Source organism: Micromonospora sp. WMMD998 (assembly GCF_029581235.1).
Classification (GTDB): Bacteria; Actinomycetota; Actinomycetes; order Mycobacteriales; family Micromonosporaceae; genus Micromonospora.
The window spans coordinates 3,240,772-3,267,151 of record NZ_CP120740.1 but is presented as its reverse complement, the minus strand read 5'-3'; the positions used below and the strand labels follow the sequence as shown (position 1 = coordinate 3,267,151).

The 26,380-nt window shown below is 74.7% G+C and carries 27 protein-coding genes and 1 riboswitch; of the genes, 4 read left to right on the top strand and 23 right to left on the bottom strand.

Annotation, left to right across the window (positions count from 1 at the left end; translation table 11 throughout):
* Positions 1-19: 19 nt before the first annotated feature.
* The 4 genes from O7619_RS15245 to O7619_RS15230 are packed head-to-tail and all read right to left on the bottom strand — an operon-like array spanning position 20 to position 2,619.
* Positions 20-493, bottom strand: coding sequence for a PH domain-containing protein (locus tag O7619_RS15245; protein ID WP_282288576.1), 474 nt, complete (start codon positions 491-493; stop codon positions 20-22).
* A complete protein-coding gene (locus O7619_RS15240) occupies positions 490-1,452 on the bottom strand; it encodes a DMT family transporter (RefSeq protein ID WP_282288574.1) in 963 nt (320 codons plus the stop codon). Before O7619_RS15240 ends, O7619_RS15245 begins: the two co-directional genes overlap by 4 nt.
* Positions 1,449-2,294, bottom strand: coding sequence for an ATP phosphoribosyltransferase (gene hisG, locus O7619_RS15235; RefSeq protein ID WP_282288572.1), 846 nt, complete (start codon positions 2,292-2,294; stop codon positions 1,449-1,451). The genes O7619_RS15240 and hisG overlap by 4 nt, the downstream gene beginning before the upstream one ends.
* Positions 2,295-2,337: 43 nt before the next feature.
* Complete coding sequence (locus O7619_RS15230; protein WP_348651336.1) at positions 2,338-2,619, bottom strand: phosphoribosyl-ATP diphosphatase; 282 nt, start codon at positions 2,617-2,619, stop codon at positions 2,338-2,340.
* 107 nt (positions 2,620-2,726) lie between these two features.
* On the opposite strand from O7619_RS15230, the gene O7619_RS15225 reads away from it, so the two are divergent.
* On the top strand, positions 2,727-3,299 hold the full coding sequence (locus tag O7619_RS15225) for a helix-turn-helix domain-containing protein (protein ID WP_282288570.1): 573 nt from the start codon (positions 2,727-2,729) through the stop codon (positions 3,297-3,299).
* Positions 3,272-4,579: an MFS transporter gene (locus tag O7619_RS15220; protein WP_348774381.1), complete on the top strand. Its 1,308-nt coding sequence runs from the start codon at positions 3,272-3,274 to the stop codon at positions 4,577-4,579. The genes O7619_RS15225 and O7619_RS15220 overlap by 28 nt, the downstream gene beginning before the upstream one ends.
* 64 nt (positions 4,580-4,643) lie before the next feature.
* On the opposite strand, the gene ribH is transcribed toward O7619_RS15220, so the two are convergent.
* The 7 genes from ribH to rpe form a co-directional block, all read right to left on the bottom strand.
* On the bottom strand, positions 4,644-5,141 hold the full coding sequence (ribH, locus tag O7619_RS15215) for a 6,7-dimethyl-8-ribityllumazine synthase (protein ID WP_282288567.1): 498 nt from the start codon (positions 5,139-5,141) through the stop codon (positions 4,644-4,646).
* Positions 5,142-5,145: 4 nt separating this feature from the next.
* Entirely contained in the window at positions 5,146-6,420 is a 1,275-nt protein-coding gene (locus tag O7619_RS15210; RefSeq protein WP_282288566.1) for a bifunctional 3,4-dihydroxy-2-butanone-4-phosphate synthase/GTP cyclohydrolase II, read from the bottom strand.
* Entirely contained in the window at positions 6,417-7,115 is a 699-nt protein-coding gene (gene pnuC / locus O7619_RS15205) for a nicotinamide riboside transporter PnuC (RefSeq protein ID WP_282288565.1), read from the bottom strand. The genes O7619_RS15210 and pnuC overlap by 4 nt, the downstream gene beginning before the upstream one ends.
* Positions 7,112-7,708, bottom strand: a complete 597-nt coding sequence (locus O7619_RS15200) for a riboflavin synthase (RefSeq protein ID WP_282288563.1) — start codon at positions 7,706-7,708, stop codon at positions 7,112-7,114. Before O7619_RS15200 ends, pnuC begins: the two co-directional genes overlap by 4 nt.
* 2 nt (positions 7,709-7,710) lie before the next feature.
* On the bottom strand, positions 7,711-8,772 hold the full coding sequence (gene ribD / locus O7619_RS15195; protein WP_282288561.1) for a bifunctional diaminohydroxyphosphoribosylaminopyrimidine deaminase/5-amino-6-(5-phosphoribosylamino)uracil reductase RibD: 1,062 nt from the start codon (positions 8,770-8,772) through the stop codon (positions 7,711-7,713).
* 165 nt (positions 8,773-8,937) lie between these two features.
* Positions 8,938-9,110, bottom strand: a riboswitch (FMN riboswitch).
* Positions 9,111-9,191: 81 nt separating this feature from the next.
* Entirely contained in the window at positions 9,192-10,148 is a 957-nt protein-coding gene (locus tag O7619_RS15190; RefSeq protein WP_282288560.1) for a response regulator, read from the bottom strand.
* A 1-nt stretch (position 10,149) separates the two neighbouring features.
* The gene (rpe, locus tag O7619_RS15185) at positions 10,150-10,830 is read right to left on the bottom strand and encodes a ribulose-phosphate 3-epimerase (protein WP_282288558.1); all 681 of its coding nucleotides are present in this window, start codon (positions 10,828-10,830) and stop codon (positions 10,150-10,152) included.
* 261 nt (positions 10,831-11,091) lie between these two features.
* On the opposite strand from rpe, the gene O7619_RS15180 reads away from it, so the two are divergent.
* Positions 11,092-11,979, top strand: a complete 888-nt coding sequence (locus O7619_RS15180) for a septum formation family protein (protein WP_282288556.1) — start codon at positions 11,092-11,094, stop codon at positions 11,977-11,979.
* Between the two features lie 76 nt (positions 11,980-12,055).
* The gene (locus O7619_RS15175; protein ID WP_282288555.1) at positions 12,056-12,946 is read left to right on the top strand and encodes a septum formation family protein; all 891 of its coding nucleotides are present in this window, start codon (positions 12,056-12,058) and stop codon (positions 12,944-12,946) included.
* Positions 12,947-12,989: 43 nt separating this feature from the next.
* On the opposite strand, the gene O7619_RS15170 is transcribed toward O7619_RS15175, so the two are convergent.
* From O7619_RS15170 to mihF, 12 genes are all read right to left on the bottom strand, one after another.
* Positions 12,990-14,729 (bottom strand): M28 family metallopeptidase, encoded by a 1,740-nt coding sequence (locus tag O7619_RS15170; RefSeq protein ID WP_282288554.1) that lies wholly within the window; start codon positions 14,727-14,729, stop codon positions 12,990-12,992.
* 139 nt (positions 14,730-14,868) lie between these two features.
* On the bottom strand, positions 14,869-16,371 hold the full coding sequence (locus O7619_RS15165; RefSeq protein WP_282288553.1) for a transcription antitermination factor NusB: 1,503 nt from the start codon (positions 16,369-16,371) through the stop codon (positions 14,869-14,871).
* Positions 16,372-16,429: 58 nt separating this feature from the next.
* Positions 16,430-17,356, bottom strand: a complete 927-nt coding sequence (fmt, locus tag O7619_RS15160) for a methionyl-tRNA formyltransferase (RefSeq protein ID WP_282288552.1) — start codon at positions 17,354-17,356, stop codon at positions 16,430-16,432.
* A 5-nt stretch (positions 17,357-17,361) separates the two neighbouring features.
* Positions 17,362-17,922: a peptide deformylase gene (gene def / locus O7619_RS15155; protein WP_282288551.1), complete on the bottom strand. Its 561-nt coding sequence runs from the start codon at positions 17,920-17,922 to the stop codon at positions 17,362-17,364.
* Between the two features lie 43 nt (positions 17,923-17,965).
* Entirely contained in the window at positions 17,966-19,240 is a 1,275-nt protein-coding gene (locus O7619_RS15150; RefSeq protein WP_282288549.1) for a cytochrome P450, read from the bottom strand.
* Positions 19,241-19,325: 85 nt separating this feature from the next.
* Complete coding sequence (locus O7619_RS15145; protein WP_282288548.1) at positions 19,326-20,309, bottom strand: AAA family ATPase; 984 nt, start codon at positions 20,307-20,309, stop codon at positions 19,326-19,328.
* Between the two features lie 224 nt (positions 20,310-20,533).
* Entirely contained in the window at positions 20,534-22,600 is a 2,067-nt protein-coding gene (locus tag O7619_RS15140; RefSeq protein ID WP_282288547.1) for a primosomal protein N', read from the bottom strand.
* 59 nt (positions 22,601-22,659) lie between these two features.
* A complete protein-coding gene (gene metK, locus O7619_RS15135; protein ID WP_282288546.1) occupies positions 22,660-23,865 on the bottom strand; it encodes a methionine adenosyltransferase in 1,206 nt (401 codons plus the stop codon).
* Positions 23,866-23,947: 82 nt separating this feature from the next.
* Positions 23,948-25,156, bottom strand: a complete 1,209-nt coding sequence (coaBC, locus tag O7619_RS15130) for a bifunctional phosphopantothenoylcysteine decarboxylase/phosphopantothenate--cysteine ligase CoaBC (protein WP_282288545.1) — start codon at positions 25,154-25,156, stop codon at positions 23,948-23,950.
* A 14-nt stretch (positions 25,157-25,170) separates the two neighbouring features.
* Positions 25,171-25,437: a DNA-directed RNA polymerase subunit omega gene (rpoZ, locus tag O7619_RS15125; RefSeq protein WP_013285517.1), complete on the bottom strand. Its 267-nt coding sequence runs from the start codon at positions 25,435-25,437 to the stop codon at positions 25,171-25,173.
* Positions 25,438-25,489: 52 nt separating this feature from the next.
* Positions 25,490-26,023: a guanylate kinase gene (locus O7619_RS15120; protein ID WP_282288541.1), complete on the bottom strand. Its 534-nt coding sequence runs from the start codon at positions 26,021-26,023 to the stop codon at positions 25,490-25,492.
* Between the two features lie 25 nt (positions 26,024-26,048).
* On the bottom strand, positions 26,049-26,366 hold the full coding sequence (mihF, locus tag O7619_RS15115) for an integration host factor, actinobacterial type (protein WP_013285515.1): 318 nt from the start codon (positions 26,364-26,366) through the stop codon (positions 26,049-26,051).
* Between the last annotated feature and the right edge of the window lie 14 nt (positions 26,367-26,380).

Here is a 26,380-nt window from a genome sequence, read left to right as displayed (position 1 = left end):
ACCCAAACCGGGCCGCAGGTCAGCGGGGTGCCGAGTGGCCGGGAGCGAGCGCGGCCAGGTGCGCCTGGTGCAGGCGACGCAACGCGCGGACGGCCTCGACCGCGCTCTCCTTGTCGGCGGCCTGCAACGCGACCATCGGCAGCAGGTCGTCGTCGTGCAGCTCCAGGCTGGCCCACGGGGCGCCCCGGTCGAACCGGACCCCGCGGATCACCTCCCACGGCAGCTCGTACGAGCCGAGCACGTTGCGCACCCGCACGCCCTTCGCGTCGGCGACCACGCGGGGACGGGTGAACAGCAGGAACCCGAGCGCGCCGAACACGCCCAGCCCGACCATGGCGAACTGGTCGCCGCGCTGGAACGAGCCGTAGCCGTCGCCGGTGGCGCCGGTCAGCGAGGTCGCGACGAGGCTGAACACCACGAGCAGCGTGATCGCCGCCGCCCAGCAGACCACCCGGACGCGGCGGGGCCGCACGGTCACCACGGAATCGCTCACCCGACCAGTCTGCCATCCGGCTCGCGCTCGGGTTCGGCCGCCACACGGACCGGCGCCCGCCGCCGGACGCCGGCCACCAGCACCGCCAGCAGCGTGAGCACGGCGCCGGCGAGCACCGGGAGCCGGACACCCGGCCCGTCGGGCAGCGCCGCGTCCAGCAGCAGCGCGCCGCCGAGCTGCCCGGCCACCAGCGCCAGGCCGGTCCGCAGCACCCCCGCGGCGCGTACGCCGACGAGCAGGGCGAGCACGATGCAGACGCCGAACACGCCGCCGACGTAGAGCCACCACTGCGTCGGCCAGGCCGCGTCATCGCCGAACGCGCCGGCCAGCACCGCCACCGCGCCGATCACCGACGAGCTGACCACGAAGTTCACCGCCAGCCCGGCGGCCGGCCCGATCCCGGCCGCGACCCGGCCGTTGAGCGCGGACTGGAGCGACACCGCCAGCCCGCCGACGACCGAGAGCAGCACCATCCCGACCGCCAGGTCGCCGACCGGCCGGCCGAGCTGCGCGAGCGCCACCGCGCCGACGCCGAGCGCCGCCCCGGCCACCCGGGGCACGGTGAACGGCAGCCGCCCGACGGCGGCCAGCCCGGCCCGGTCGACGCCCAGACCGCCGAGGCTCCCGCCGGCCACCTGGGCGATCGTGAACACCGCCACCCCGAGGACCGGCACCACCACCGGCGCGGTCAGCACGATCACCGCGCCGCCGACCCCGCCGAGGTAGGACCACCGGGGCAGGCGGGCCCGGCGCAGCCCGGCCAGCCCGGTCCGCATCGATGGCACCACGGCCAGCCCGACCAGCACGATCAGGCAGCCGCCCACGTTGTTGACCACCGCGCCGAGCACCGGATCACCGGTCCGCTCCCCCAGCTCGGCGTTGATCACGCCCTGGGCGGCGGACGTCATGCCACCCAGGACGACGATGGTCAGCGCGGCCGGGAGCGGCAGCGGCCTCACAACCGACAGGCGTGGATGTCGGTGACCAGGATGGCCCGCGCGCCCAGGTCGTACAGCTCGTCCATGATCCGGTGCACGTCGTCGCGGAGCACCATCGCCTGCACCGCGACCCAGCCCTCCCGGTGCAGCGGCGAGACCGTGGGTGACTCGATGCCCGGGGTGAGCGAGCTGGCCTGGTCGAGCAGCCCGGCCGGCACGTCGTAGGCGAGCATCACGTACCGGCGGGCGACCAGCACGCCGTGCAGCCGCCGTTCGAGCTGCTCCTGCTGGGCGCCGCCGGGCGCGCCGGCCCGGCGGACCAGCACCGCCGACGAGCGCAGCAGCGGCTCGCCGAAGACCACCAGCCCGGCCTGGCGCAGCGTGGCGCCGGTCTCCACCACGTCGGCGACCACGTCGGCCACGCCGAGGCGGATGGCGTTCTCCACCGCGCCGTCGAGCCGGATCACGTCGGCCTTGACGTCCAGCTCGGCCAGGTGCCGCTCGACCAGACCGGGGTACGCGGTGGCGATCCGGTGGCCGCCCAGCTCCCGTACGTCGTCCACGTCCTGCGGGCGGGCGGCGAACCGGAAGGTGGCCCGGGCGAAGGCGAGGTCCACCACCTCCTCGGCCGGCGCGCCGGAGTCGACCAGCAGGTCCCGGCCGGTGATGCCGACGTCCAGGTCACCGGAGCCGACGTAGGTGGCGATGTCCTTGGGGCGCAGGTAGAAGAACTCGATGTCGTTGGGCTCGTCCCGGCAGACCAGGTCCTTCGGGTCGGTGCGCTGGCGGTAGCCCGCCTCGCGCAGCATCTGGGCGGCCTTCTCGGCCAGGGCGCCCTTGTTGGGTACGGCGACACGCAGCATGGGAGTGCTCCTTCGTTCGATCGGGTGATCAGCGGACGGGCACTCAGAGATGTCGGTAGACGTCCTTGAGCTCCAGACCGGTGGCCAGCATCAGCACCTGCGCCTGGTAGAGCAGTTGGGAGATCTCCTCCGCGGTCCGTTCCGGGCCCTCGTGCTCGGCCGCCATCCACGACTCGGCCGCCTCCTCGACGACCTTCTTGCCGATGAAGTGCACGCCCTTGGCGAGCGCGTCGACCGTGCCCGAGCCCGGGGTGCCGGCGGCGGCCTTGGCCTGCAGCTCGGCGAACAACTCCTCGAACGTCTTCACGGAAGGCGATTCTTCCAGCCGTCCCCGACGGGCGCGCCCACCGGGTCCGCCCGCCACGTGGCCGGCCGTCCGTCCGCATCAAAATAGCGCTTTCGAAAGATAGCTTTCGAAGCTATTCTTTCGACATGACCGAGCACCGCCCGCGCGACATCACGGACGTGGAGACCCTCCGGGCCCTGACCCACCCGTTGCGCCTGCGCATCCTGAACGCCGTCGGCCTCCACGGACCGCTGACCGCCACCGAGGTCTCCGAACGCGTCGGCGAAAGCCCGGCCAACTGCTCCTGGCACCTGCGTCAGCTCGCCAAGTACGGCTTCGTCGCCGAGGCCGGCGGCGGCACCGGACGGCAGCGACCGTGGCGGCTGGTCACCGACGGCCACCGGTGGGGCGACGGCGACGAGAGCCCCGAGTTGGCCCGGGCCGGCGACGCCGCCGCCCGGGTCCTGCTCGACCTGGAATACCGCAAGCTCTGGGACTGGATGGCCGCCCGCCGCCAGGACTCCCCCGAGTGGCGTGACGCCGGGTTCTTCCACCAGTTCATCGGCTGGTACACCGCAGAGGAACTGGCCGGGCTGCGGGACGAGGTCCGCGCCTTGTTCGCCCGTCACCTGGCCCGGCTCGACGACCCGGGGAGCCGGCCACCCGGGTCACGCCCGGTCCGCCTGATGGCCTGGGGCGTGCCGGAGGTGGAGCGGTGAGAGATCTGCTGCGCCGGCCGGACTTCCGGCTGTTCTTCACCGCGCTGACCGTGAGCATGATCGCCGAGTCGGTGCTGCTGCTCGCGCTGGCCGTGTGGGTCAAGCAACTCACCGGCTCCGACGGGCTGGCCGGCGCCACGTTCGTCGCCCTGACCGCGCCGATGGTGCTTGCGCCGCTGGTCGGCTGGGTGGTGGACCGGCTGCCCCGACGCCGGCTGTTCGTGGCGCTCAACGCCGCGACAGCCGTGCTGCTGCTGCCGCTGCTGACCGTGCACGACGCCGGCCGGCTCTGGGTGGTCTACGCCGTGGCCGCGGGTTACGGACTGTCCTATCTCGCGCTCGGCGCCACGGTCACCGCGCTCGTGCAGGAGCTGGTCCCCGGCGCGCTGCTGCCGGACGCCAACGGTGCGACCCAGACCGTCAAGCAGGGGCTGCGCCTGGCCGGCCCGCTGCTCGGCGCGGGGCTGTTCGTGCTGCTCGGCGGCCCGGCGCTGGCCGGGGCGTGTGCCGCCGGTTTCCTGGTGGCCGCGTTGGCCGGACTCGCCCTGCGACCGGCACCGGTCGAGGAGGACGGCGGCGATCACGCGCGCCCGAACCAGGTCCGGACGGTCGCGGTGCGCGGCGGGCGTGGCGAGTTGATCGCCGGTATCCGTCACCTGGTGGGCGAGCCGGCGCTGCGGCGCGCCCTGGTGGCGACCGTCGCCGCGTCGGTCGGCCTCGGGCTCGGCGAGACGCTCTGGTTCGCGTACGTCGACCAGGGCCTCGGGCGGGAGCCGGCCTTCCTCGGTGTGCTGGTGTCGTTGCAGGGCGTCGGCGGTCTGGTCGGCGGCGTCGCCTCGGCGACGCTGGTCCGTCGTTTCGGCGAGCTGGGCGCGATGGCGCTCGCCGTGTCGTGTGTCGCGCTGGCCAGCGTCGCGCTGGCCCGGCCCGCCCTCGCGCTGGCCGTGGTGGCGAGCGTCCTGATCGGGCTGGGCCTGCCGGTCGCCATGGTGGCGATCATGACGCTGATGCAGCGGCGTACCGCGCCAGCGGTGGTCGGACGGGCCTCGGCCGCGCTGGACGCGATGGCCAGCGGCCCTCAGGCGGTGGCGATCGGCGCCGGCGCGCTGATGGTCGGCCTGGTCGACTACCGGCTGCTCTACGGTGCGATCGGGATCGTGCTGGCGGCCACCGCCGGCTACCTGCTCACCGGCCGCCGCCTCACCACCCAGGTCGCCGGCGGCGAGCACGCCTCCGGCGTCCCCACCGCCCCACGGACCGCCGGCATCACCGCCGGATAGCCGATTCGTCGCCGGCCGGAGCCCACGCCACCGTGGCCGCCCCGACCCGACGTCGACGTGCCGGTCAGGCGAAGCCGACGCGGTGGGCGTTGGCGGCGTCGAGGGCGCGGACGGCGAGCGCGGCGTCCAACGCCGCCACGGTGGCCGCCCAGCCCTTGTCCTCGGCCGAGCCGGGCAGCCCGGCCCGGTCCCGGGCCTGCTCGATGGTGTCCACCGTGAGCACGCCGTGCGCCACCGGCCTGCCCTCGTCCAGCGCCACCCGGGTCAGCCCCTCGGTGACCGACTGGCAGACGTAGTCGAAGTGGGCGGTCGCGCCGCGCACCACGACGCCGAGCGCGACCACCACGTCGAAGCGCCGGGCCATCGCCTGGGCCACCACCGGCAGCTCCACCGAGCCGGCCACCCGGGCGACCACGGCCCGCGCGCCGCACGCCTGCGCGGCGGCCACCGCCCGGTCGGCCATGTGGTCGGTCAGCTCGCCGTGCCAGCGCGCGGCCACCACGCCGACGGTCATCCCGGCGGCGTCCACCGCGGTCACGCCCGGCTCCCCGAAACCCGCCATCGTCCTACGCTCCCCTCTCGTCACCGGCGACCGGACGCCCCATCGGCGCCTCGGTCACCTCGCCCGGCCCGTCCAGCCCCTCCAGCAGGTGGCCCATCCGGTCCCGCTTGGTGCGCAGGTAGCGCACGTTCTCCGGGTTGGACCGCACCGGCAGCCCCTCCCGACCGGTGACGGTGAGGCCGTACCCCTCCAGGCCGGCCCGCTTGGCCGGGTTGTTGGTCAGCAGCCGCATCGAGCGGACGCCGAGGTCGTACAGGATCTGCGCGCCGGTGCCGTAGTCCCGCGCGTCGGCCGGCAGCCCGAGGTCGAGGTTGGCGTCCACGGTGTCGCGTCCCTGGTCCTGGAGCTGGTACGCCTGGAGCTTGTGCAGCAGGCCGATGCCGCGACCCTCGTGGCCGCGCATGTAGAGGACCACCCCGCGCCCCTCCTGGGCGACCCGGGCCAGCGCGGCCTGCAACTGCGGACCGCAGTCGCAGCGCAGCGAGCCGAGCACGTCCCCGGTGAGGCACTCGGAGTGCACCCGGACCAGCACGTCCCGGCCGTCGCCGAGGTCGCCGAAGACCAGCGCGACGTGCTCGGCCGGGTCGTGCGTGGCGCGGTAGCCGAGCGCCCGGAACACGCCGTACGGGGTGGGCATCCGCGCCTCGGCGGCCAGCTCGACCTGCTTCTCGGTGCGCCGCCGGTGGGCGATCAGGTCGGCGATGGTGACGAGCGTCAGCCCGTGCTCGGCGCAGAACTTCTCCAGGTCCGGCAGGCGCATCATGGTGCCGTCGTCGTTGACCAGCTCGCAGAGCACGCCGGCCGGGCGCAGGCCGGCCAGCCGGGTCAGGTCGACCGCCGCCTCGGTGTGCCCGGGGCGGCGCAGCACTCCGCCCGCGCGGGCCCGCAGCGGCACCACGTGACCGGGGCGGGCCAGGTCGGTCGGGTCGGTGCCGGCGTCGGCGAGCAGCCGGATGGTGTGTGACCGGTCGGCGGCCGAGATGCCGGTGCTGACCCCCTCCCGGGCGTCCACGGTCACCGTGTACGCGGTGCCGCGCCGGTCCTGGTTGGTGTGGTGCATCGGCGGCAGGTCCAGCCGGTCGCACTCGTCCTCGGTCAGCGGCACGCACACGTAGCCGGAGGTGTACCGGACCATGAACGCGAGCAGCTCGGGCGTGGCCAGCTCGGCCGCGAAGATCAGGTCGCCCTCGTTCTCCCGGTCGGCGTCGTCGACCACGACCACGGGCCGGCCGGCGGCGATGTCCGCCACCGCCTGTGCGATCGAACCGAAGCTGGTCACGCCACGACCTCCGAGTACGTCGCCGGGATCCGGGTGCGGGCGGCCACGGCGGCGCGGGAGGTGCGCCACCAGGTGTGGAAGCCGGCCGCGCAGAACGCGCCGTAGACCAGGTACATGGCGGCCGACGGATAGAAGCCGCCGCGCAGCAGCAGCGGCACGCCGACCGCGTCGACGGCGATCCAGACCAGCCAGAACTCCACCCAGCCACGGGCCATGCCGTAGGTGGCCAGCAGGCTGCCGACCAGGATCCAGGCGTCCGCGAGCGGCCCCCACGAGCCGAGCGCGGCAAGCGCCGGGTACGCGACGGCGGTGCCGAGCGCCGCGGCGACGAGCAGGCCGAGCCGTTCCCGGCCGGTGGCCCAGCGCGGCACCACGGCCGGCTCCGCGCCGCCGCCGGACCGGCGGTTGCGCGTCCAGCGCCACCAGCCGTAGACGCTCACCGCGAAGAAGAAGACCTGGCGGCCGGCCTGCCCGTAGAGGTCGTGCGCCTGCGGGGTGGCGAAGACGCCGCCGAGGAACACGGTGAACAGCAGCCCGTTGCCGATCATGCCGACCGGCCAGGCCCAGACCACCCGGCGCAGCCCGAGCAGCGCCGAGGCCAGCCCGAACACGTTGCCGACGATCTCCCGGACCAGCACCGGCGAGCCGGCGACGTGCACCTGGGCGTCGAGCAGCCAGCCGAGCGGGCCGGTCACCGGGCACCGCCCATCAGCCGCTCGACGTACTTGGCCAGCACGTCCACCTCCAGGTTGACCGGGTCGCCGGGCCGTCTGGCGCCGAGCGTGGTGAGTTTCAGCGTGGTCGGGATCAACCCGACGGTGAACCAGTCGTCGCCCACCTCCGCGACGGTCAGCGACACGCCGTCGACGGTGATCGAGCCCTTCTCCACCACGTACCGGGCCAGCCCGGCCGGCAGCCGGAACCGGACCGTCTCCCACCGCGCGGCCGGTTCCCGGGCGACCACCTCGCCGACGCCGTCGACGTGCCCCTGCACCAGGTGCCCGCCGAGCCGGCTGTTCAGCGCGGCGGCCCGCTCCAGGTTGACCGGGTCGCCGGGGCGCAGCGCCCCGAGCGCGGTGCGGCGCAGCGTCTCGCCCATCACGTCGGCGGTGAAGACGCCCGCGTCGGCGTCGACCACGGTCAGGCAGACCCCGTTGACCGCGATGGAGTCGCCGTGCCGGGCGTCCGAGGTGACGAGCGGGCCGCGGATGGCGACGAGCGCCGAGTCGTCCCCGGTCTCGGTGCTCCGGACGATCTCGCCCAGCTCCTCGACGATGCCGGTGAACATGGTCAGGCCTCCCTCTTCCGGGGCAGCGCGGTGATCCGCAGGTCGGGACCGACGGGCGTGACGTCGGTGATCTCCAGGTCGATGGCGTCGGCGATGGTCGGCACGCCCGCGTCCGCGAGCGCGGTGGGGCCGGCGCCGAGCAGCTTCGGCGCGACGTAGCCGACGATCCGGTCGACCAGGCCGGCGGCGAGGAACGCGCCGGCCAGCGTCGGGCCGCCCTCCAGCAGCGCGGCCCGCACGCCACGGTGGTGCAGCTCGGCGAGGAGCGCCGCCAGGTCGACCCGGCCGTCCGGGCCGGCGCCGACCTCCGCGGCGGTCGCCACCCAGGTGCGCGCGGCGCCGTCGCGGACCCGGGCGTCGGCCGGGGTACGCCCCGAGCTGTCCACCACGACCCGCAGCGGCTGCCGGATGGCGAGCGTGCCGTCGCGCAGGTTGCGCGCGGTGAGCCGGGGGTCGTCGGCGAGCACGGTGCCCACCCCGGCCAGCACCGCGTCGACGGTGCCGCGCAGCGCGTGCACGTCGGTGCGGGCCGCCTCCGAGGTGATCCACATGCTGGTGCCGTCGGCGGCGGCGGAGCGCCCGTCGAGCGTGGCCGCGTACTTCCAGATGACGTACGGCCAGCCACGGCGCATCGAGGTGAGCCAGGCGACGTTGCCGGCCCCGGCCTCCGCGGCGCGTACCCCGAGCGTGACCTGGATCCCGGCGGCGCGCAGCGTGGCCGCGCCACCGGAGGCCACCGGGTTGGGGTCGGGCACGGCGATCACCACGTGGGCGACGCCGGCGGCGATGAGCGCGTGACTGCACGGGCCGGTGCGACCGGTGTGGTCGCAGGGTTCCAGCGTGACCACCGCGGTGCCGCCGCGGGCGCGCCGGCCGGCCTGCGCCAGCGCGACGATCTCGGCGTGCGGGCCGCCGGCGTAGGCGTGGAAGCCCTCGCCGACGACCTCGCCGTCGGCGTCGAGCAGCACGCAGCCGACGATCGGGTTGGGGCTGGTGGCGCCGAGGCCGCGGGTGGCCAGCGCGACGGCACGACGCATCGCCTCGTCGACGGAGACGCTCGCCATGGCCTGTCCTGCCCTCCCGCTCGCCGGTCACGCGCGGGCGGGTCGGGAAGCAGCGGCACGGTGGCCGCGGACACGCGGCGGCGGAGAACCCGGGAACGGCATGGCCGGCCCCGGGAGCCCACGGGACGGCTGAGGTGCTCAGCGGCCGGCGGGCCTCCCCCGTCCGCGCGCTGTCTCCCATCCGGACTTTCTGGGGGCGGACGAGCCGCACCCCAACCGTCGGCCCCGGATTCTCACCAGGTCCACCGTCCGGCCGAAGCCGTCCGGGTCGCGGGCTTACCACGGTCGGACCGTGGATCACCGCCGGTTCGGAATTTCACCGAGCCCCGCCAGCGCGTGGTGGGTACCCCGGAAGTCTTACACGTTCCGGCGCGCCGCGCGCCACAGAGGCGAGCTACCTCACAGGCCCGGGCGTCCGGTCAGGTGACGCCGCGGCGGCGGTCGACCGCCACGTACGACCCGGGTTGGCTCTTGGCCACCGTCTTCATCTCCGACGCCACGGCGATGGCCTCCAGCGGGTTGGTGAACCGTTTGCCGCTGTCGGACAGCGACACGCCGATGGAGAGGGTGACGAGCGCGGCCCGGCGGATGTTGCCCCGCCGGTCCTTCAGCTCGACGAAGCCGCGTTCCCGGTCGGTCGGGTCGTAGAGCCCGTCGGCGGCCGTCTCGAAGTCGACCACCGCGCGGCTGGTCAACGGCCGGACCTGGGTGGGGGCGCAGACGATGACGAAGTCGTCGCCGCCGACGTGGCCGAGGAAGGCCGGCGGCAGCCCGATCGACACCACCGCCCGGTGCAGGCTGCGCGCGAGCGCGGAGATGAACTCGTCGCCGCGGACGAAGCCGTACCGGTCGTTGACGCTCTTGAACCGGTCGATGTCGACGTAGCCGACGGCGTAGTCGACGCCGCTGCGCACCCGGTCGCTGATCTCCCGCCGGATGCGGCTGTTGCCGGGCAGGCCGGTCAGCGGGGAGACCTCGCGGAACTCCTTGTTGCGGCGCAGCGTGGAGCTGACCCGGGCGACCAGCTCGGCGGTGTCGAACGGCTTGACCAGGTAGTCGTCGGCGCCGGCGGTGAGCCCGTTGACCTTGTCGGAGGTCATCCCCTTGGCGGTCAGCATGATCACCGGCAGCGCCGAGGTCATCGGGTCGGCGCGCAGCCGGCGGGTCAGCTCCAGGCCGTCGACGCGGGGCATCATCAGGTCGACCACGGCCAGGTCCGGCCGCTGCCGTTCGATGACCTCCAGCGCCTCCTGGCCGTCGGCGGCGTGCAGCACCTCGAAGCCGTGCAGGCGCAGGTTGAACTCGACGAAGCGGGCGATGTCCTCGTCGTCGTCGACGACCAGGATGACGTCGGGGCGGTCGCCGGCCGGGTCCATCTCAGGCCCCGGTCATCGCGCGTTCCGCCAGGCCCCGCAGGCGGCGTACGGCCTCGGCCGGATCGTCGGCGCCGTAGACCGCGGTGCCGGCGACGAACGCGTCGGCGCCGGCGGCGGCGGCCTGCTCGATGGTGTCGGCGGCGATCCCGCCGTCGACCTCGATGCGCAGCTCCAGGTGCCCGCTGTCCACGTGCCGGCGGGCGGCGCGCACCTTGTCCAGCAGCGACGGCAGGAAACGCTGGCCGCCGAAGCCGGCCTTGATCGTCATGATCAGCAGCGTGTCGAAGCTGGGCAGCAGGTCCAGGTACGGCTCGATCGGGGTGTCCCGGTCGATCGCCAGCCCCGCCTTCGCCCCGGCCGAGCGCAGGTCCTTGGCCAACGCCACCGGGTCGTCGCACGCCTCGGCGTGGAACGTCACGTTGTACGCCCCGGCGTCGGCGTACCCGGGGGCCCAGCGGCGCGGATCGGTGATCATGAGGTGCACGTCGAACGGGATCTCGGTCACCGCGCGCAGGCTCTGCACCACCGGCAGGCCGATGGTGAGGTTGGGCACGAAGTGGTTGTCCATGACGTCCACGTGCAGCCAGTCGGCGGCGGACTCTACGGCGCGGACCTCGTCGGCGAGGCGGGCGAAATCGGCGGCCAGGATGCTTGGCGCGACGACGGGCGGCGGTACGGTCACCGGGCCAGTGTACGAACGCGGTCGCCGGCCGGTCGCGGCACGGCACCATCGGGGACAGCGTGTGACCCCGTCGTCACCTGTAGTGCGGATTCGGCCCGGACGGACGGTAAATCGGCACGAATAGTCGTGTGTGGCTGGCCGATCGATTGAAAGATGACGAAACTCCTACCGGGACGGTCACATATGCTGCACGCCCGGGCGCGGGGGCGCCGCACGGGCCCGCGGCGACCGGATGCCAACTCTCCGGCGAAGGGGCGGACGATGCGACGGTGGCTCCACGCGCTCGCGCTTGTCGGCGCGGCGACGGCGATGCTCGCCGGCTGCGCCCCGGCGCACCGGGCCGACGGCGACCTCATCGACGACTGGGCGGCGCTGCCGGCGGCGCAGTTGTTCGTCCCGGCCACCGACACGTGCCTGCCGCGGCTGACCGCGGTGGTGCAGGCGGCCACCTACGAGACGGTGGACTGCGCGGGCAGCCACCTGGCCGAGGCGGTGCACGTCGGCACGTTCACCGGACGGGCCGCGGGCGGCACCCGTCCGGAGCCGGGCTCGCCGGAGCTGCGCAACGCCCGGACCGAGTGCGACCAGCGGGCCCGGGAGATGATCGGCGGGGACTGGCACGCCGCCCGGCTCACCCTGAACATCGCGCTGCCCCCGGCGACCGCCTGGATGGCCGGCGCCCGCTGGTTCCGCTGCGACCTGGCCGAGACCGACAGCATCGACAACACCCGACCGGTCAACCGGGTGGGCAGCCTGCGCGGCGCGCTCGTCGGCGACAACCCGCTGGTGCACCGCTGCTTCGACCCGAAGCTGATCGGCGCGAACCTCAACTACATGGCGCCGGTGCTGTGCACCGAACCGCACCGGGCCGAGTTCGTCGGCGTCTACTCCGAACGCGACATGAGCTGGGCGGAGTTCGCCCGGAGCGCGCCGTCGGCGCACCGCCGCTGCATGACGCTGATCGCCGCGTTCGCCGACGTGCCGGACAATGCCGAGCTGCCCTACCGGGCCGGGTCCATCTTCTATCCGCCGTCGCAGCGGGAGTGGCAGGAGGGCGACCGGGGGGTGCGGTGTTTCCTGTGGAGCGACGACCGCAAACTGAACCGCTCGATGCGCGACGCCGGCCCCGAGGGACTCCCCGTGATCTAGGGCCCGGTGCCGTATGCTGCGTCGCCGAGGCGTACCGGTGGCCGGGCGGCTCCGGACGGCGGGGAGGTCGGTCGCGATGCGGCGATGGTGGGCGGCGGTCGCCGCGGGCGTGGCTGCGGCGCTGGCACTCGGCGGTTGCCAGGCGCCGGCCGGGGTCGACCGTGACCTGACCGACGAGTGGCCGGCGTTCGCCGCCCCGGTGGGTTTCGTGCCGAAGACCGACGTCTGCCATCCCACCGTCGCCGACGTCGGCTACCTCAGTGGCTACCAACCGGTCGACTGCGCCGCCGAGCACCGCGCGGAGACGCTGCACGTCGGCACGCTCAGCGGCCCGGAGGCCGACCGCTCCGCGCCGCCGCGGGCCGGTTCGGCGGGGATCCGCGCCGCGCACGCCGAGTGCGCCCGGCAGGTGACCCGGGCGATCGGCGCCGACTGGCGTTCCGGGCGGTTGCAACTGTCCGTGGTCTTCCCGTCGGCCCTGGCCTGGTCCGGCGGCGCCCGCTGGTACCGCTGCGACGTGACCGAGGTGTCGGACCTGGACGAGGGCAACGTGACCGCGCGCACCGGCAGCCTGCGCGGCGCGCTCAAGCCCGGCTCACCGCTGGCGCTCGCCTGCTTCAACCCGAAGCTGAGCAAGGACGAGGTCCAGGCGATGCGGCCGGTGGCCTGCACCGCGAAGCACCACGCCGAGTTCGTCGGGATCTACCAGGCGCCCGACATCCCCTACGCCGAGTTCCAGCGCACCTCGCTGCGGGCGCACAAGGCCTGCCGGGGGCTGATCGCGAAGTACGCCAAGCTGCCGAACGACGGCAACCTCCAGTACCGCGCCGGCACCATCATCTACCACCCGTTCGAGCAGCAGTGGCGCGACGGGGACCGGGGCGTGCAGTGCTTCCTCTGGGTGTCCGACCGGACGCTCACCCGTTCGGTCCGGGGTGCCGGCGGGAAGGCGCTGCCGATCACCTGAGCCGGGGGCGGGGCGGGCCCACGGCCCACCCCGCCCGGCGCGCTCAGCCGACCTGGAGCGTCACGTCGTCGATGACGAAGCTGGTCTGGAGCGAGGCGTCCTCGACGCCGGTCCACTTGAGCGTGACCGTCTGTCCGGCGTATCCGGCCAGGTTGAAGCTGCGCTGGGTGTAGCCGGTGGCCTTGTTCAGGTTCGAGTAGGTCGCCAGCGTGGTGGAGCCGACCTGCACGGTCAGCTTGTCGTACGCGGTCGAGGAGGTGGTCTCGGCCGAGTCGATGTGCAGCCAGAACGCCAGCGTGTAGCTGGTGCAGCCGGCGGGCAGCGTCACCGACTGGGACAGCGTGTCGGTGTGCGAGGAGCCGTACCCGTCCAGCCACGCCTTGTACGAGCCGGTGCGGGCCGCCTGGCCGGAGTCGGTGGTGATCACACCCGAGGTGGCCGTCCACGACGTGCTGCCCGACTCGAAGCTGCTGTTGCCGATGAGCTGCCCGCCGGTGCAGCCGCCGCTGCCGCCGGTCACGGTGAGCGTGTAGGTGGCGGTGCGGGTGGCCGAGCCGGTCCCGGTGACGGTGATCGTGAACGTGCCGGTGGCCGCCGAGGACGAGGCGCTGACCGTCATGGTGGCGGAGCCGCCCGAGGTGACCGAGGACGGGCTGAAGCCGACCGTGACCCCGCTCGGGGCGCCGCTCGCCGACAGCGCCACCGTCTGGGCGCTGCCGGCGGTGGTGGCGGTGCTGACCGTGGCGGTGGTGGAGCCGCCCCGGGCGACGCTGCCCGAGGTGGGGCTCACCGCGACGGAGAAGTCGTTGGTCGGGGTGCCACCGCCGACCGCGAGCGCCCAGATCGCGTACGCCACACCGTCGGCGCTGCGGTTGAGCACGGTCGTGTTGATGTTGCTGGTGGTGTCGCAGGAGCGGTGGTAGCAGCCGTCGTACGCCGCGCCGGAGGTGCCGCCCCACTTGGCGGCCTGGGCGGCGGTCTTCTTGTAGCTGGCGCCGGCGGCGTAGCCGGAGGTCTGGATGCCGGCGTTGGCGAACGAGTAGTCGTCCGAGCGGCCCTGTCCCTCGGTGTTCTCCTCCGGCGAGATGCCGAACGAGTCCCAGTACGCCTTCAGCGGCGCCGCGGTCGCCGAGGTGATCCGGTTGATGAAGTAGCCGCCGTTGGGCGAGCCGACCATGTCGAAGTTGTAGTAGCCCTTGATGTAGCCCCGCTGGGTGGAGCTGAGCTGGTTGACGTAGTGCTTCGAGCCCTGGAGGCCCTGCTCCTCGCCGTTCCACCAGGCGAACCGGACCCGCTTGGTCATGGTCGGGTTCTGTGCGGCCAGCACCAGCGCGTTCTCCAGCAGGGTGGCCGAGCCGGAGCCGTTGTCGTTGATGCCGGGGCCGCCGGAGACGCTGTCCAGGTGGGCGCCGAACATGATCACCTGGTCGGTGGGGCCCTGCGGCCACTCGGCGATCAGGTTGCTGCCCGGGTAGGTGCAGCTCGTGCAGGTCTGCTCGGTGACCGTGTAGCCGGCGGCCTGGAGCTTGCCCTTGACGTAGCTGACCGACGCGGCGTAGCCGGCCGATCCGGCCCGCCGGTTGCCGCCGTTGCTGCTGGCGATGGAGTTGAGCTGGGTCAGGTGCGCCTGCACGTTCGTCACCGAGATGTCCGGTGCGGCGAGCGCGACGGTGGCCGGGGCGGGGGCGGCCGGGGCGGCGGAGGCGGTGCCGGCCAGGCTCGCCGTCGTCAGGGTGGCGACGAGGGCGAGCGCGAGGCTCGTGGTCGGCGTGCTGCGTCTCATGGAGACTCCTCGTGGGAAACGCGGGGGTGACGGACCGTCGGACCGTTGATCGGAACAGTTACATGCATCGATCGCACAGTCAACGGCATGTCACATCCCGCGAACCCCCTCCCCCGCACGGGATGCACCCGCCGGCGGGTCACCCCCGGCGCAGCACCGCCAAAAACATCGCGTCGGTGCCGTGGCGGTGCGGCCAGAGCTGCACGGTGGGACCGTCCCCCAGCCCCGGCATACCGGCCGGCAGCAGCGGCCGGGCGTCGACGAAGTCGACCGGGAAGCCGCACCGCCGGGACGCCTCGGTCACCGTCACGTGCGTCTCCACCACGTGCGGCGAACAGGTCACGTACGCGACCACGCCACCCGGGCGGACCGCGCGCAACGCGGCGGTGAGCAACTCGCGCTGGAGCCGGGTCAGCGGCGGCAGGTCCGACGGCTGACGCCGCCAGCGCGCCTCCGGCCGGCGGCGCAGCGCGCCCAGGCCGGTGCACGGCGCGTCCACGAGCACCCGGTCGAAGTGCCCCTCCGGCAGCTTGGGCTCGACGCCGACGTCGCGTCCGTCGGCGTGCACCACGGTGACCGGCAGGCCCCGGGTGGCCTGGGCGACCAGCCGGGCCCGGTGCTCGGCCACCTCCACCGCGGTCAGCCGCGCGTCGCGCGTCGCCGCGAGCGCGCCGAGCAGGCCGGACTTGCCGCCCGGGCCGGCGCACAGGTCCAGCCACCGGCCGTCCGGACCGTCGAGCGGCGCGGCGACGAGCGCGTCCGCCACCAACTGGGAACCCTCGTCCTGCACGTGCGCCCGACCGTCGGCCACCGCCGCCAACTCACCGGGCGCGCCGCCCGGCAGGTAGACCGCGTACGGGGAGAACGCGCCGGGCGCGCCGCCGACCTCGTCCGCGAGCGCCACCGCGTCGGCCCGGCCGGGCCGGGCGCACAGGTGCACCGGCGGACGCTCGTTGTCCTCGATCAACAGGCGGGTGGTCTCCCCCAGATCGCCGCCGAGCGCCTCGGCGAACGACCTGACGATCCACTGCGGATGGCTGTACGCCAGCGCCAGGTGCCCGATCGGGTCGGTCTCCTCGGCCGGGGCGAGCTTCGCCACCCAGGCGTCGGCGTCCCGGCCGGCGACCTCCCGCAGCACCGCGTTGGCGAAACCGGTGGCACCCGGCCCGACCATCCGGACCAGATCCACGGTGGACGACACCGCGGCGTGCGCGGGCACCCGGGTGTGCAGCAACTGGTAGGCCCCGAGCCGCAGCGCGTCGCGCACCGGCGGGTCGATCCGCTGCACGTCCCGACCCGCCGCGTCGGTGACGATCGCGTCGAGCGTGCCGGTGTGCCGCAGCGTGCCGTAGGTCAACTCGGTGGCGAACGCGGCGTCCCGGCCGCTCAGCCCGGCCTCCCGCAGCATCGCCGGCAGCACCAGGTTGGCGTAGGCGTCGTCGCGGTGCACCGCCGCGAGCGCCTCGTACGCGACGTGCCGGGGCAGGTCCACCGTGGGACGGACCGGACGCTGCCCGCCCCGCCGGTCGCCGCCGCCCCGGACCGACCCGCCGGGCCGGCCCGTGCCACGCGGACGATCGCCGCCGCTGCGCTCGTACCCCCGGGGTCGCTGCCCCTCGACGGGCCGCTCCGGCCCGGTCATGCGGAGCCCTCTTCCGTTCGCGACTGCGGGGCTCGCAACACCGGCTCACTCCTCGCGCTCACGCGAACACCTCGCCCCCGGCGACCCGGGCGCCGCGCGCCCAGTCGCCGGCCGACATGGCCTTCTTGCCGGCCGCCCGCACCTCGCCGAGCCGCACCGGCCCGGTGGCGGTGCCCACCAGCACCTGGGACTTCTCCGCCAGCAGCTCACCCGGCTTCAGGTCGGGGCCGTTCGCCAGCGGGGTGACCGGGCCGAGCTTGACCCGGTCGTCGCGGAACGTGGTCCACGGGCCGGGCGCCGGGGTGCACGCGCGCACCCGCCGGTCGACCGCGAACGCCGGGTCGGTCCAGCGGATCCGTGCGTCCTCCACGGTCAGCTTCGGCGCCAGGGACACCCCGTCGGCCGGCTGCGGCTCGGCCCGCACGGTGCCGGCGCCGATCGCGTCGAGCACCGCGACCAGCAGCCCGGCGCCGGAGTCGGCGAGCCGCCCCAGCAGGTCGCCGGACGTGTCCGCGGGCCGGATCTCGTCGGTGACGGTGCCGAAGACCGGGCCGGTGTCCAGCCCCGCCTCAAGCTGGAAGACGCTGGCCCCGGTCAGCTCGTCGCCGTGCAGCACGGCGTGCTGCACCGGCGCCGCGCCCCGCCACGCGGGCAGCAGCGAGAAGTGCAGGTTGATCCACCCGTGCCGGGGGATCTCCAGCGCCACCGGCGGCACCAGCGCGCCGTAGGCGACCACGGGCACGCAGTCCGGCGCGAGCGCGCGCAACCGGTCGAGGAACTCCGGCTCACGCGGACGGGCCGGGGTGAGCACCTCGACACCGTGCTCGTCGGCCCACGCGCCGACCGGCGAGCGGTGCAGGCCCCGACCGCGCCCGGCCGGGGCGTCCGGGCGGGTCACCACGGCGACCAGCTCGTGGCCGGAGGCGGCGATCGCGTCCAGGGCCGGCACGGCGACCGCGGGCGTCCCGGCGAAGACCAGACGCATCCGGGTCACCGCCCCAGGCCGAACGGGTTGTTGAGGGCGTGCGGACTGAGCTTCACCGTGGGCGGGTCGGCCTGGTCGTACCACTCGGCCTGGCGGATCGCCTTCATGGCCTCCTTGCGGCCGGCCGGGTCGAGCCGGTCGACGAAGAGCACCCCGTCGAGGTGGTCGGTCTCGTGTTGCAGGCAGCGGGCCATCAGGCCGGTGCCGACGATCTGCATCGGGTCGCCGTGGGCGCTGAAGCCCTTCGCGATCACGTTCTGCCGGCGCTTGGTGTCGAAGTAGAGGCCGGGGATGGAGAGGCAACCCTCCGGGCCGTCCTGCTCCTCGGCGTCGGGGAACTCCAGCACCGGGTTGACCAGATGGCCGAGCATGTCGTCCACGTCGAAGGTGAACACCCGCAGGCCCACCCCGAGCTGCGGCGCGGCCAGGCCGGCGCCGCCCTGCTCACGCATCGTGTCGGTCAGGTCGGCGACCAGCTTGCGCAGCTCGGCGTCGAAGTCGACCACCGGGTCGGCCGGCGTGCGCAGCACCGGATCGCCGAACAGACGGATGGGCTGAACGGTCACGCGGCGGGGCTCCTTGTCTGGGACGGCTTGGTGCGCCCCCAGTCTACGGAGTCGGCCCGAGGGCCCCGGGCGGCGTACCGGCAACGGTGACCGGGGCCGCCCCGGGCCCCGGCGTGACCGGCAGCGTGGCGTAGCCGCGCAGGGTGAGCCGGACCCGCCGCTCGGGCCGGCCGGCCACCGCCAGCCCGGGCAGCCGGCGCAGCAGCAGCGGGAACGCCACCTGCGCCTCCAGCCGGGCCAGCGCCGCACCGAGGCAGTAGTGCGGCCCGGCGCCGAAGGACAACGGATGGGCCTGTGCCCGCCACGGGTCGAAACGCGCCGGCTCCGGATGACGGCGGGGGTCCCGGTTCGCCGCGCCGAGCAACACCATGATCCAGCTCTCGGTGGGCAGGTCGACCCCGCCGTGCCGGGACGGCGCCGTGCTCATCCGCGAGGTGAGCTGCACCGGCGAGTCGTAGCGCAGCAACTCGTCGACGTACGCGGGGGCGAACTCCGGGTGCTCGCGCAGCGTCGCCGCCGCGTCCGGGTGGTCGAGCAGCGCCACCAGGCCGTTGCCGAGCAGGTTGGTGGTGGTCTCGAAACCGGCGACCAGCAGCACGATCAGGTTGGCCAGCAGCTCGTCACCGGAGAGCCGTTCGCCCTCGCCCTGGTGCGCCTGGACCAGCGCGGTGGTCAGATCGTCGGCGGGGGCCCGGCGGCGGGCCGCCACCAGCTCGGTGAAGTAGGCGCGCAGCTCGCCCGCGCCCCGGTCGGCCACGGCCAGATCCTCGGGCGTGACCTCCGGCTCCAGCACGTTCGTCAGGTCGGTGGCCCAGCGCCGGAACAGCGGCCGGTCCGCCGCCGGCACGCCGAGCAGCGCGCAGATCACCGCGACCGGCAGCGGGTACGCGAACCCGGCCATGAAGTCGACCGGCGCCCCGCCCCGGCCGCCGGCCACCATCGCGTCGACAAGTTCGCCGGCCTGCGCCTCGACCACCTGACGCATGGCGGCGATCCGGCGGGGGGTGAACGCGCCGGCGGCGAGCCGGCGCATCCGGCTGTGGTCGGGCGGGTTGGTGCGCAGCATCGACCGGGAGATCGACATCATCGCCGGGCTCTCCCGCCAGCCGGGCAGGAACCTCTCGCGCAGGTCGTCGTCCATCACCCCGAAGCGGGGATCGCGCAGGATCGCGTCGGCCTCGGCGTACCCGGTGACCACGTAGAAGACCGGCCCGGCCTGGACCACCGGGCCGTGCGCCCGCAACCGCTCGTACGTCGGGTAGGGGTCGACCCGGCCCTCCGGCGACAGCAGCAGCGCGAGGGCGTCGGCAGGATCCACGGTCGGGCCTCCCCGGGCGTCGGAGAACCCCATCATGCTCCCGCGCCGTCGGATCGGTCGATCCCCACGCCCGGGCGCGGGCGGGTCAGACGCCGGCGCCGGGCTCCCCGGCCAGCACCGCACCGCCGCCGAGCAGGGCGTGCTCGGGCAGCGGCAGCGCGATGCCGTGCGCGTCCTCCCAGTCGTGGATCAGCGCCGGCCGGGCCTGGGCGGTGAAGAAGTCGACCGCGCTCATCCCACCGACCACCGGCTCCTCCACCTCGGCGACCAGCCGGGCGGCGACCATCGGGAGGCCGCCGCGCACCGCCGCGCTGAGCCGCCGGTGCCCGTCGACCACGAAGAAGTATTCCCCGGTGTAGCCGATGCTCAGCGGCTCCACCGCCTCGGCGTCGGCCGCGGTCGCCTCGCCGGCGTGCTCCGGGTCCCAGAGGCCGCGCAACGTGGCCACGTCCTCGGTGGGATAGACCCGGGTCGGGTCGAGCAGCAGCAGCGGCTGGCCGGCGCGCAGCACACCGGCGCCGAGCCGGCCCTCGTAGACGTCGACGACGTGCTGGATCACCTGTTCCGGGGTGGCCCGGGTGGTGTCACAGATCAGGTCGTAGTTGCGCAGCCGGGCCTTGTCGACGCCGTACCGGACGATGAAGCGGTTGCGCTCGCTCTCGCTGCGCTCGCGCAGCTTGGCCCGCGCCTCCTCCAGCGAGGTGTAGCTCTCGGCCGGGCCGGACGGCCGGGCGAGCACCCGCCGGGCCGCCTCGGCCGGCTCGGTGATCATGTGGACCTTGAGCGCGTCGGTGAAGAAGTGCCAGGCCAGGCGGGAGTCCATCACCAGCGACTCGCCGGAGGCGGCGATGTCCCGCTGGAGCTGGTCGACGTAGCCGTCGACGGCCTGGTCCAGCTCGGCGTGCAGGTTGAGCTGGAGCGCGGTCATCTGCCGCTCCTGTGCCATCTGGCGGTAGAGGTCGCCGACGCTGACCCGGCGCAGCCCCAGCCGCTTGGCGATCTCGACGGAAACGGTGCTCTTGCCGCTGCCGAGATCACCGTTGAAGACGATCGACTGACGAACGGTCACGACTGGTCCACCCCTGCTCACCGGCTGACTGACGACATCGAATCCGTGTGGCCCGACGTGCCCGGGAGCACCCGCCGCGCCGCGTCCCGTGCGGAAAATTCGCACGACTGGGCATGACGGGCGATGCTATCACCGCGCGCTGTCCGACAGCCGGACCAGGTGTGCGCCAAACCCCAGCTCACGACCGTGCGCGAGGAGCCGGACGCGCTCGGTGACGGCACCCCTCAGAACAGGCTGAGCGGGTCGACCTGGAGGCGGACCGGGTCGGCCGCCTTGCGGGCGCTGCGCTGCCCGGCCGCGGCGTGCAGCGCGCCGGCCAGGTCGGCGGCCCGGGCCCGCGGCACCCGGACCAGCATCCGCTCCCGGCCGTCGTCGGCCGGGACCGGCCCGAGGATCTCCGCGTCGTCCGGCAGCCCCGCACCGGCCAGCAGGTCGGCCACCGCCTCGGCCGCGCCGGTGACGCTCGCCATCCGCACCGCCGGCGGGAAACCCAGCTCGCGGCGCTCGGCCAGCTCCCGCGCCGCGAACCAGGCCGCGTCCCAACGCAGCAGCGCCTGCACCGGGGCGAGCGCGCCGTCGGCCACCGCCACCACCCGGCCACCGGCCGCGCCGGGCCGGGCCAGCGCGGCGGCGGCCAGCCACCGGCGCAGCGCCTCCTCCCCGGCCCGCAGGTCGGCCCGGGTCAACAGCGCCCACGAGTCGAGCAGCAGCACCGCGCCGTAGCCGCCCTCCGCGACCGGCTCGGCGCCCGGCGTGGCGATCACCAGCCCGGCGCCGCCGGGCACGGTCGCCAGCACCTCCTCCCGGCCGGAGGTCCGCACCGGCACCCCCGGGAACGCCCGGCCCAGTTCCTCGGCGGTCCGCCGGGCCCCGGTGACCGAGGCGCGCAGCCGCCGTCCACCGCACTCCGGGCAGGCGTACGCGGCGGCGACCCGACCGCACCAGCGGCAGGCGGGTGCGCCCTGGGCCGACGGCAGGCCGAGCGGACCGGCGCAGTGCGGGCAGCGGGCCGGCGCGCGGCAGTCCGCGCACGCGACCGAGGGCAGGTAGCCGCGGCGGGGCACCTGCACCAGCACCGGCAGGTCGGCGCGGAGCGCGTCCCGGGCCGTGGTCCAGGCCAGGCTGGGCAGCCGGGCGGAGGCCGCGCCGGGGTCCCGGGCCAGTTGCGGGTCGTCGCCGGTGGGCGCCATCGCCGGCATCCGCGCCCGCACGGTGGCCCGGTCGGCGACCACCTCCCGGGCCCACCCGGTCTCCACCAGCAACTGCCCCTCGGCGGTCCGGGCGAAGCCCCCGACCAGGGCCGCCGCGCCGGCGAGCCGCGCCCGGGTGAGCAGCACCTCGCGGGCGTGCGGGTAGGGCGCCCGGGGTTCGGAGTGCAGGTCGTCCCCGTCGTCCCAGATCGCCGCCAGGCCGAGCCGCTCGACCGGGGCGAACATGGCCGCCCGGGTGCCGACCACCACCGGCACCTCGCCCCGGCGCGCGGCCAGGAAGGCGCGGTACCGCCGGGCCGGGCCGGCGGCGGCGGTGAGGCAGGCGTGCCGGCCGGCGCCCAGCACCGCGGTCAGGGCGGCGTCCAGCCGGTCCAGGTCCCGGCCGTCGGCGACCACCACCACGGCGCCCCGGCCACCGGCCACGGTCGCGGCCACGGCGTCGGCGTACCGGTCGGCCCAGTCCTCTCCCGGCAGGGCGGACCAGACGGCGCGGGGCGCCCGGCCGTCGGCGAGCGCGCGCAGCAGCGCCGGCCCGGCGGGATAGTCCCGCCAGCCCCGCGGATCGACCGGCACGCGCGGTCCGGCCGGGCCGGCGGCGGCCGGTGCGTCGGTCGCCGGCCCGGCGGGGGTGACGGCCGGCGCGCCCTCGTCGGCGGCGGCCGGCGTCTCGGCGGCGGGGGCCGGCGTCTCGGCGGCGGGGGCCGGCGTCTCGGCGGCGGGGGCCGGCGTCTCGGCGGCGGGGGCCGGAGCGTCGGCGGCGGTGGCGGACTTCTCGGCGCGGGCGTGGCGCGGCGGCACGGCCAGCCGGAGCACGTCGGCCAGGCTGCCGGCGTACCTGTCGGCCACCGCCCGGGCCAGCCGCGCCACCTCCGGGGAGAGCACCGGCACCGGGGAGACGACCTTCTCCAGGTACGCCAGCTTCGGGTGGTCGGACTCGGCGACGCGCTCCAGCAACCACCCGTCGACGAGCTGCCCGGCGAAGCGGACCCTCACCCGCACCCCGGGCCGCGCGTCGGCGTCGAGCGTCTCGGGGACCAGGTAGTCGAACGGGCGGTCGAGGTGCGGCAGCGGCACGTCCACGCAGACGCGAGCGACCGGCGACCCTTCGGCGGGTCGCCGGTCGCGGCGCGTGCCGGCGCTCAGGCTCCCGCGGCCGACTTGAGGTCGGCGGCCCGGTCGGTGCCCTCCCAGGCCAGCTCCGCCAGCTCCCGGCCGAAGTGGCCGTACGCGGCGGTCTGCCGGTAGATCGGGCGCAGCAGGTGCAGGTCCCGGATGATGGCGGCCGGACGCAGGTCGAACACCTCGGCGACGGCCCTCTCGATCGCGGCCACCGGCACCGTCTCGGTGCCGAACGTCTCGACGAACAGGCTCACCGGGTGCGCCTTGCCGATCGCGTACGCGACCTGCGCCTCGCACCGCTCGGCCAGCCCGGCGGCGACCACGTTCTTGGCCACCCACCGCATCGCGTACGCGGCCGACCGGTCCACCTTCGACGGGTCCTTGCCGGAGAACGCGCCACCGCCGTGCCGGGCGTACCCGCCGTAGGTGTCCACGATGATCTTCCGGCCGGTCAGCCCGGCGTCGCCCATCGGGCCGCCGATCTCGAACCGACCGGTCGGGTTCACCAGCAGCCGGTAGCCGTCGGTGTCCAGCCCGAGACCCTCCAGCTCCGGCGCGATCACGTGCTCCCGCACGTCCGGCGTGAGCAGCGACTCCAGCGAGATGTCCGCCGCGTGCTGGCTGGACACCACCACCGTGTTCAGGCGCACCGGACGCAGCCCGTCGTACTCGATGGTCACCTGGGTCTTGCCGTCCGGCCGCAGGTAGGGGATCGTGCCGTCCTTGCGCACCTGCGACAGCCGGCGGGCCAGCCGGTGCGCCAGCGCGATCGGCAGCGGCATCAGCTCGGGCGTCTCGGAGCAGGCGAAGCCGAACATCATGCCCTGGTCGCCGGCGCCCTGCGCGTCGAGCGCGCTCTCCGAGCCGCCGGTACGCAGCTCGAACGCGTTGTCCACGCCCTGCGCGATGTCCGGCGACTGCGAGCCGATGGACACGCTCACCCCGCAGGAGGCGCCGTCGAAGCCCTTCTTCGACGAGTCGTAGCCGATCCCGAGGATGGTCTCCCGCACGATGGTCGGGATGTCGGCGTACGCCTTCGTGGTCACCTCGCCCGCGACGTGCACCTGGCCGGTGGTGATCAACGTCTCCACCGCGACCCGGCTGTGCGGGTCCTGTTCGAGCAGCGCGTCGAGAATGCCGTCGCTGATCTGGTCGGCGATCTTGTCCGGGTGGCCTTCCGTGACCGATTCGGACGTGAACAGACGTGTCACGGCACTCCTAAGCATGTGAAGACTTTTAAAGGTCGCTCGGCGGCAGTTTAGTCGTCCCCGTCGCTCTGTGAGAGTGGGAACGCCAGCCGACCAACTCTCAGGACGGTGGGTCGAGACGCGCGACGACGAGGTCCCAGACGGCGTCGGCCAGGGCCTCCTTGGGCTGTTCGGGGAACCGGTGGGCGGCTCCGTCGGCGCCGATCACGGTGGCCGCGTTGGTCTCCGCGCCGAAGACCTTGTCGACGCCAACCTCGTTGACCACGATCAGGTCGGCGCGCTTGCGGGCCAGCTTGGCCCGGCCGTTGGCCTCGGCGTCGTGGGTCTCCGCGGCGAACACCACGAGCACCTGCCCGGGCCGACGGCGCCGGCCCAGCTCGGCGGCGATGTCGGGGTTGGTGACCAGCTCGATGGTCGGCGCGACGCCGTCCTCCGACTTCTTGATCTTCCCGGTCGCGTAGACGGCCGGCCGGAAGTCGGCCGGCGCGGCGGCCATCACCACGGCGTCCGCGTCGGCGGAGGCCGCCAGCGTCGCCGTGCGCAGTTCCTCGGTGGTGCCCACCCGGACCAGGTCCACCCCGGCCGGGTCGGCGAGGGCCACGTTCGCCGCGACGAGCGTCACCCGGGCGCCCCGGGCCACGGCGGCGCGGGCGAACGCGTACCCCTGCTTGCCGGAGGACCGGTTGCCCAGGTAGCGGACCGGGTCGAGGGGCTCGCGGGTGCCGCCGGCGGTGACCACCACGTGCCGGCCGGACAGGTCGGCCGGGGCGTCCACGCCCCGGGCCAACGCCCGGCGGGCGACCGCGAAGATCTCCGCCGGGTCGGGCAGCCGGCCCTTGCCGGTGTCCCGCCCGGTCAGCCGCCCGACCGCCGGCTCGATCACCCGGACGCCCCGCGACCGCAACGTGTCCACGTTGGCCACGGTGGCGGGGTGCTCCCACATCTCGGTGTGCATGGCCGGCGCGAGCACCACCGGGCACCGCGCGGTCAGCAGGGTGTTGGTGAGCAGGTCGTCGGCGAGGCCGTGGGCGGCCTTGGCGAGCAGGTCGGCGGTGGCGGGCGCGACCACGACCAGGTCGGCGTGCTGCCCGAGACGCACGTGCGGCACCTCGTGCACGTCCGACCAGACGTCGTCGGCGACCGGCTGGCCGGAGAGCGCCGCCCAGGTCGGCGCGCCGACGAAGCGGAGCGCCGACGCGGTCGGCACCACCCGGACCCGGTGACCCGACTCGGTGAAGAGCCGGAGCAGCTCACACGCCTTGTAGGCGGCGATGCCGCCGCCGACCCCGAGGATGATCTCGGCGGGCATCGGCGCGGGCGCGGTTACGGCTGGTCGGTCGGCTCGGCGGTGAGCAGGCCGGCGTTGATCTCGCGCATGGCGATGGAGAGCGGCTTCTCCTGCGGGGTGGTCTCCACGAGCGGGCCGACGTACTCCAGGAGGCCCTCGCCGAGCTGGCTGTAGTAGGCGTTGACCTGACGGGCGCGCTTGGCCGCGAAGATCACCAGCGCGTACTTCGAGGTGGTCTTCTCGAGCAGCTCGTCGATCGGCGGGTTGGTGATGCCCTCGGGATTGGTGGCGATGGATCCCACGAAATTTGACCTCTGCGTCTCGTGCGCCGCACGGGGGCGGTCGGTGGCCCCCTCAACCACCCGGGGGCGGTCGGGCCGGGGCCAGGAATGACGAACCGAGCAATCCTACCAGCTCGGCCGCCGCACGCTCGGTCCGGTCGTGCGCCACGGCGTGTGCGAAGACGGCCGCGACGGCCGGATCGGGGCGGTACGCGGGCGGCGCGAGCAGCACCAGCCGGGCCTGCGGCACCGCGGTCGCGACGGCGAGCGCGCCGGCCAGGTCCAGCGGCAGCAGCACCGGCCGCCCCTGCGCGAGGCGGGTCCGCACGTCGGCCCGGGGCACCCCCCGGCGGTACGGCCCGATCCGGCACCACTCCAGCAGCTCGCCGGCGTCGACCAGCCGGTCGAAGCCGGCCCGGTCGAGGAAGAGCCGGTCGACGCCGTCCCGCTCGCCCGGCCGGGGCGGGCGGGTGGTGGCGACCACCGGCACCCACACCGACGCGAGGCGCGCCCGGACCAGCTCGACGACACTGCCCCGCCCGGCCCCGGAAGGGCCGGACAGGACAGTGAGCCGAGCCGCCGAGCGCGCCTCGTCATCCGTGCTCACCGCTTGTTTCTACACGGTGGTCCGTTCAGTTGGCGGCGAACTCACCGAGCAGCGCCTTGCGCTGCTGCTCGCCGAGGCCACGCAGGCGACGGCTGTCCGCGATCTTGAGCTTCTCCATGATCTGGGTGGCCCGGATCTTGCCGATGCCCGGCATCGCCTGGAGCACGGCCGAAACCTTCAGCTTGCCCACGACGTCGTCGGACTCGGCCCGCTCAAGGACGGTGGCGAGGGTGGTCTTGCCCTGCTTGAGCTGCTCCTTCAGCTCAGCGCGGGCCTTGCGGATCTCCGCAGCCTTCTCCAGCGCGGCAGCGCGCTGCTCGGGGGTCAGTGACGGGAGCGGCACCAGTTCTCCTCAGG

Bases quoted from the DNA above. Each gene is read 5' to 3' on its own strand.
- hisG (WP_282288572.1), bottom strand. From the start codon at position 2,294: ATGCTGCGTGTCGCCGTACCCAACAAGGGCGCCCTGGCCGAGAAGGCC.
- O7619_RS15225 (WP_282288570.1), top strand. From the start codon at position 2,727: ATGACCGAGCACCGCCCGCGCGACATCACGGACGTGGAGACCCTCCGG.
- ribH (WP_282288567.1), bottom strand. From the start codon at position 5,141: ATGGCGGGTTTCGGGGAGCCGGGCGTGACCGCGGTGGACGCCGCCGGG.
- O7619_RS15200 (WP_282288563.1), bottom strand. From the start codon at position 7,708: ATGTTCACCGGCATCGTCGAGGAGCTGGGCGAGATCGTCCGGAGCACC.
- ribD (WP_282288561.1), bottom strand. From the start codon at position 8,772: ATGGCGAGCGTCTCCGTCGACGAGGCGATGCGTCGTGCCGTCGCGCTG.
- O7619_RS15190 (WP_282288560.1), bottom strand. From the start codon at position 10,148: ATGGACCCGGCCGGCGACCGCCCCGACGTCATCCTGGTCGTCGACGAC.
- O7619_RS15180 (WP_282288556.1), top strand. From the start codon at position 11,092: ATGCGACGGTGGCTCCACGCGCTCGCGCTTGTCGGCGCGGCGACGGCG.
- O7619_RS15175 (WP_282288555.1), top strand. From the start codon at position 12,056: ATGCGGCGATGGTGGGCGGCGGTCGCCGCGGGCGTGGCTGCGGCGCTG.
- O7619_RS15170 (WP_282288554.1), bottom strand. From the start codon at position 14,729: ATGAGACGCAGCACGCCGACCACGAGCCTCGCGCTCGCCCTCGTCGCC.
- O7619_RS15165 (WP_282288553.1), bottom strand. From the start codon at position 16,371: ATGACCGGGCCGGAGCGGCCCGTCGAGGGGCAGCGACCCCGGGGGTAC.
- fmt (WP_282288552.1), bottom strand. From the start codon at position 17,356: ATGCGTCTGGTCTTCGCCGGGACGCCCGCGGTCGCCGTGCCGGCCCTG.
- metK (WP_282288546.1), bottom strand. From the start codon at position 23,865: ATGCTTAGGAGTGCCGTGACACGTCTGTTCACGTCCGAATCGGTCACG.
- coaBC (WP_282288545.1), bottom strand. From the start codon at position 25,156: ATGCCCGCCGAGATCATCCTCGGGGTCGGCGGCGGCATCGCCGCCTAC.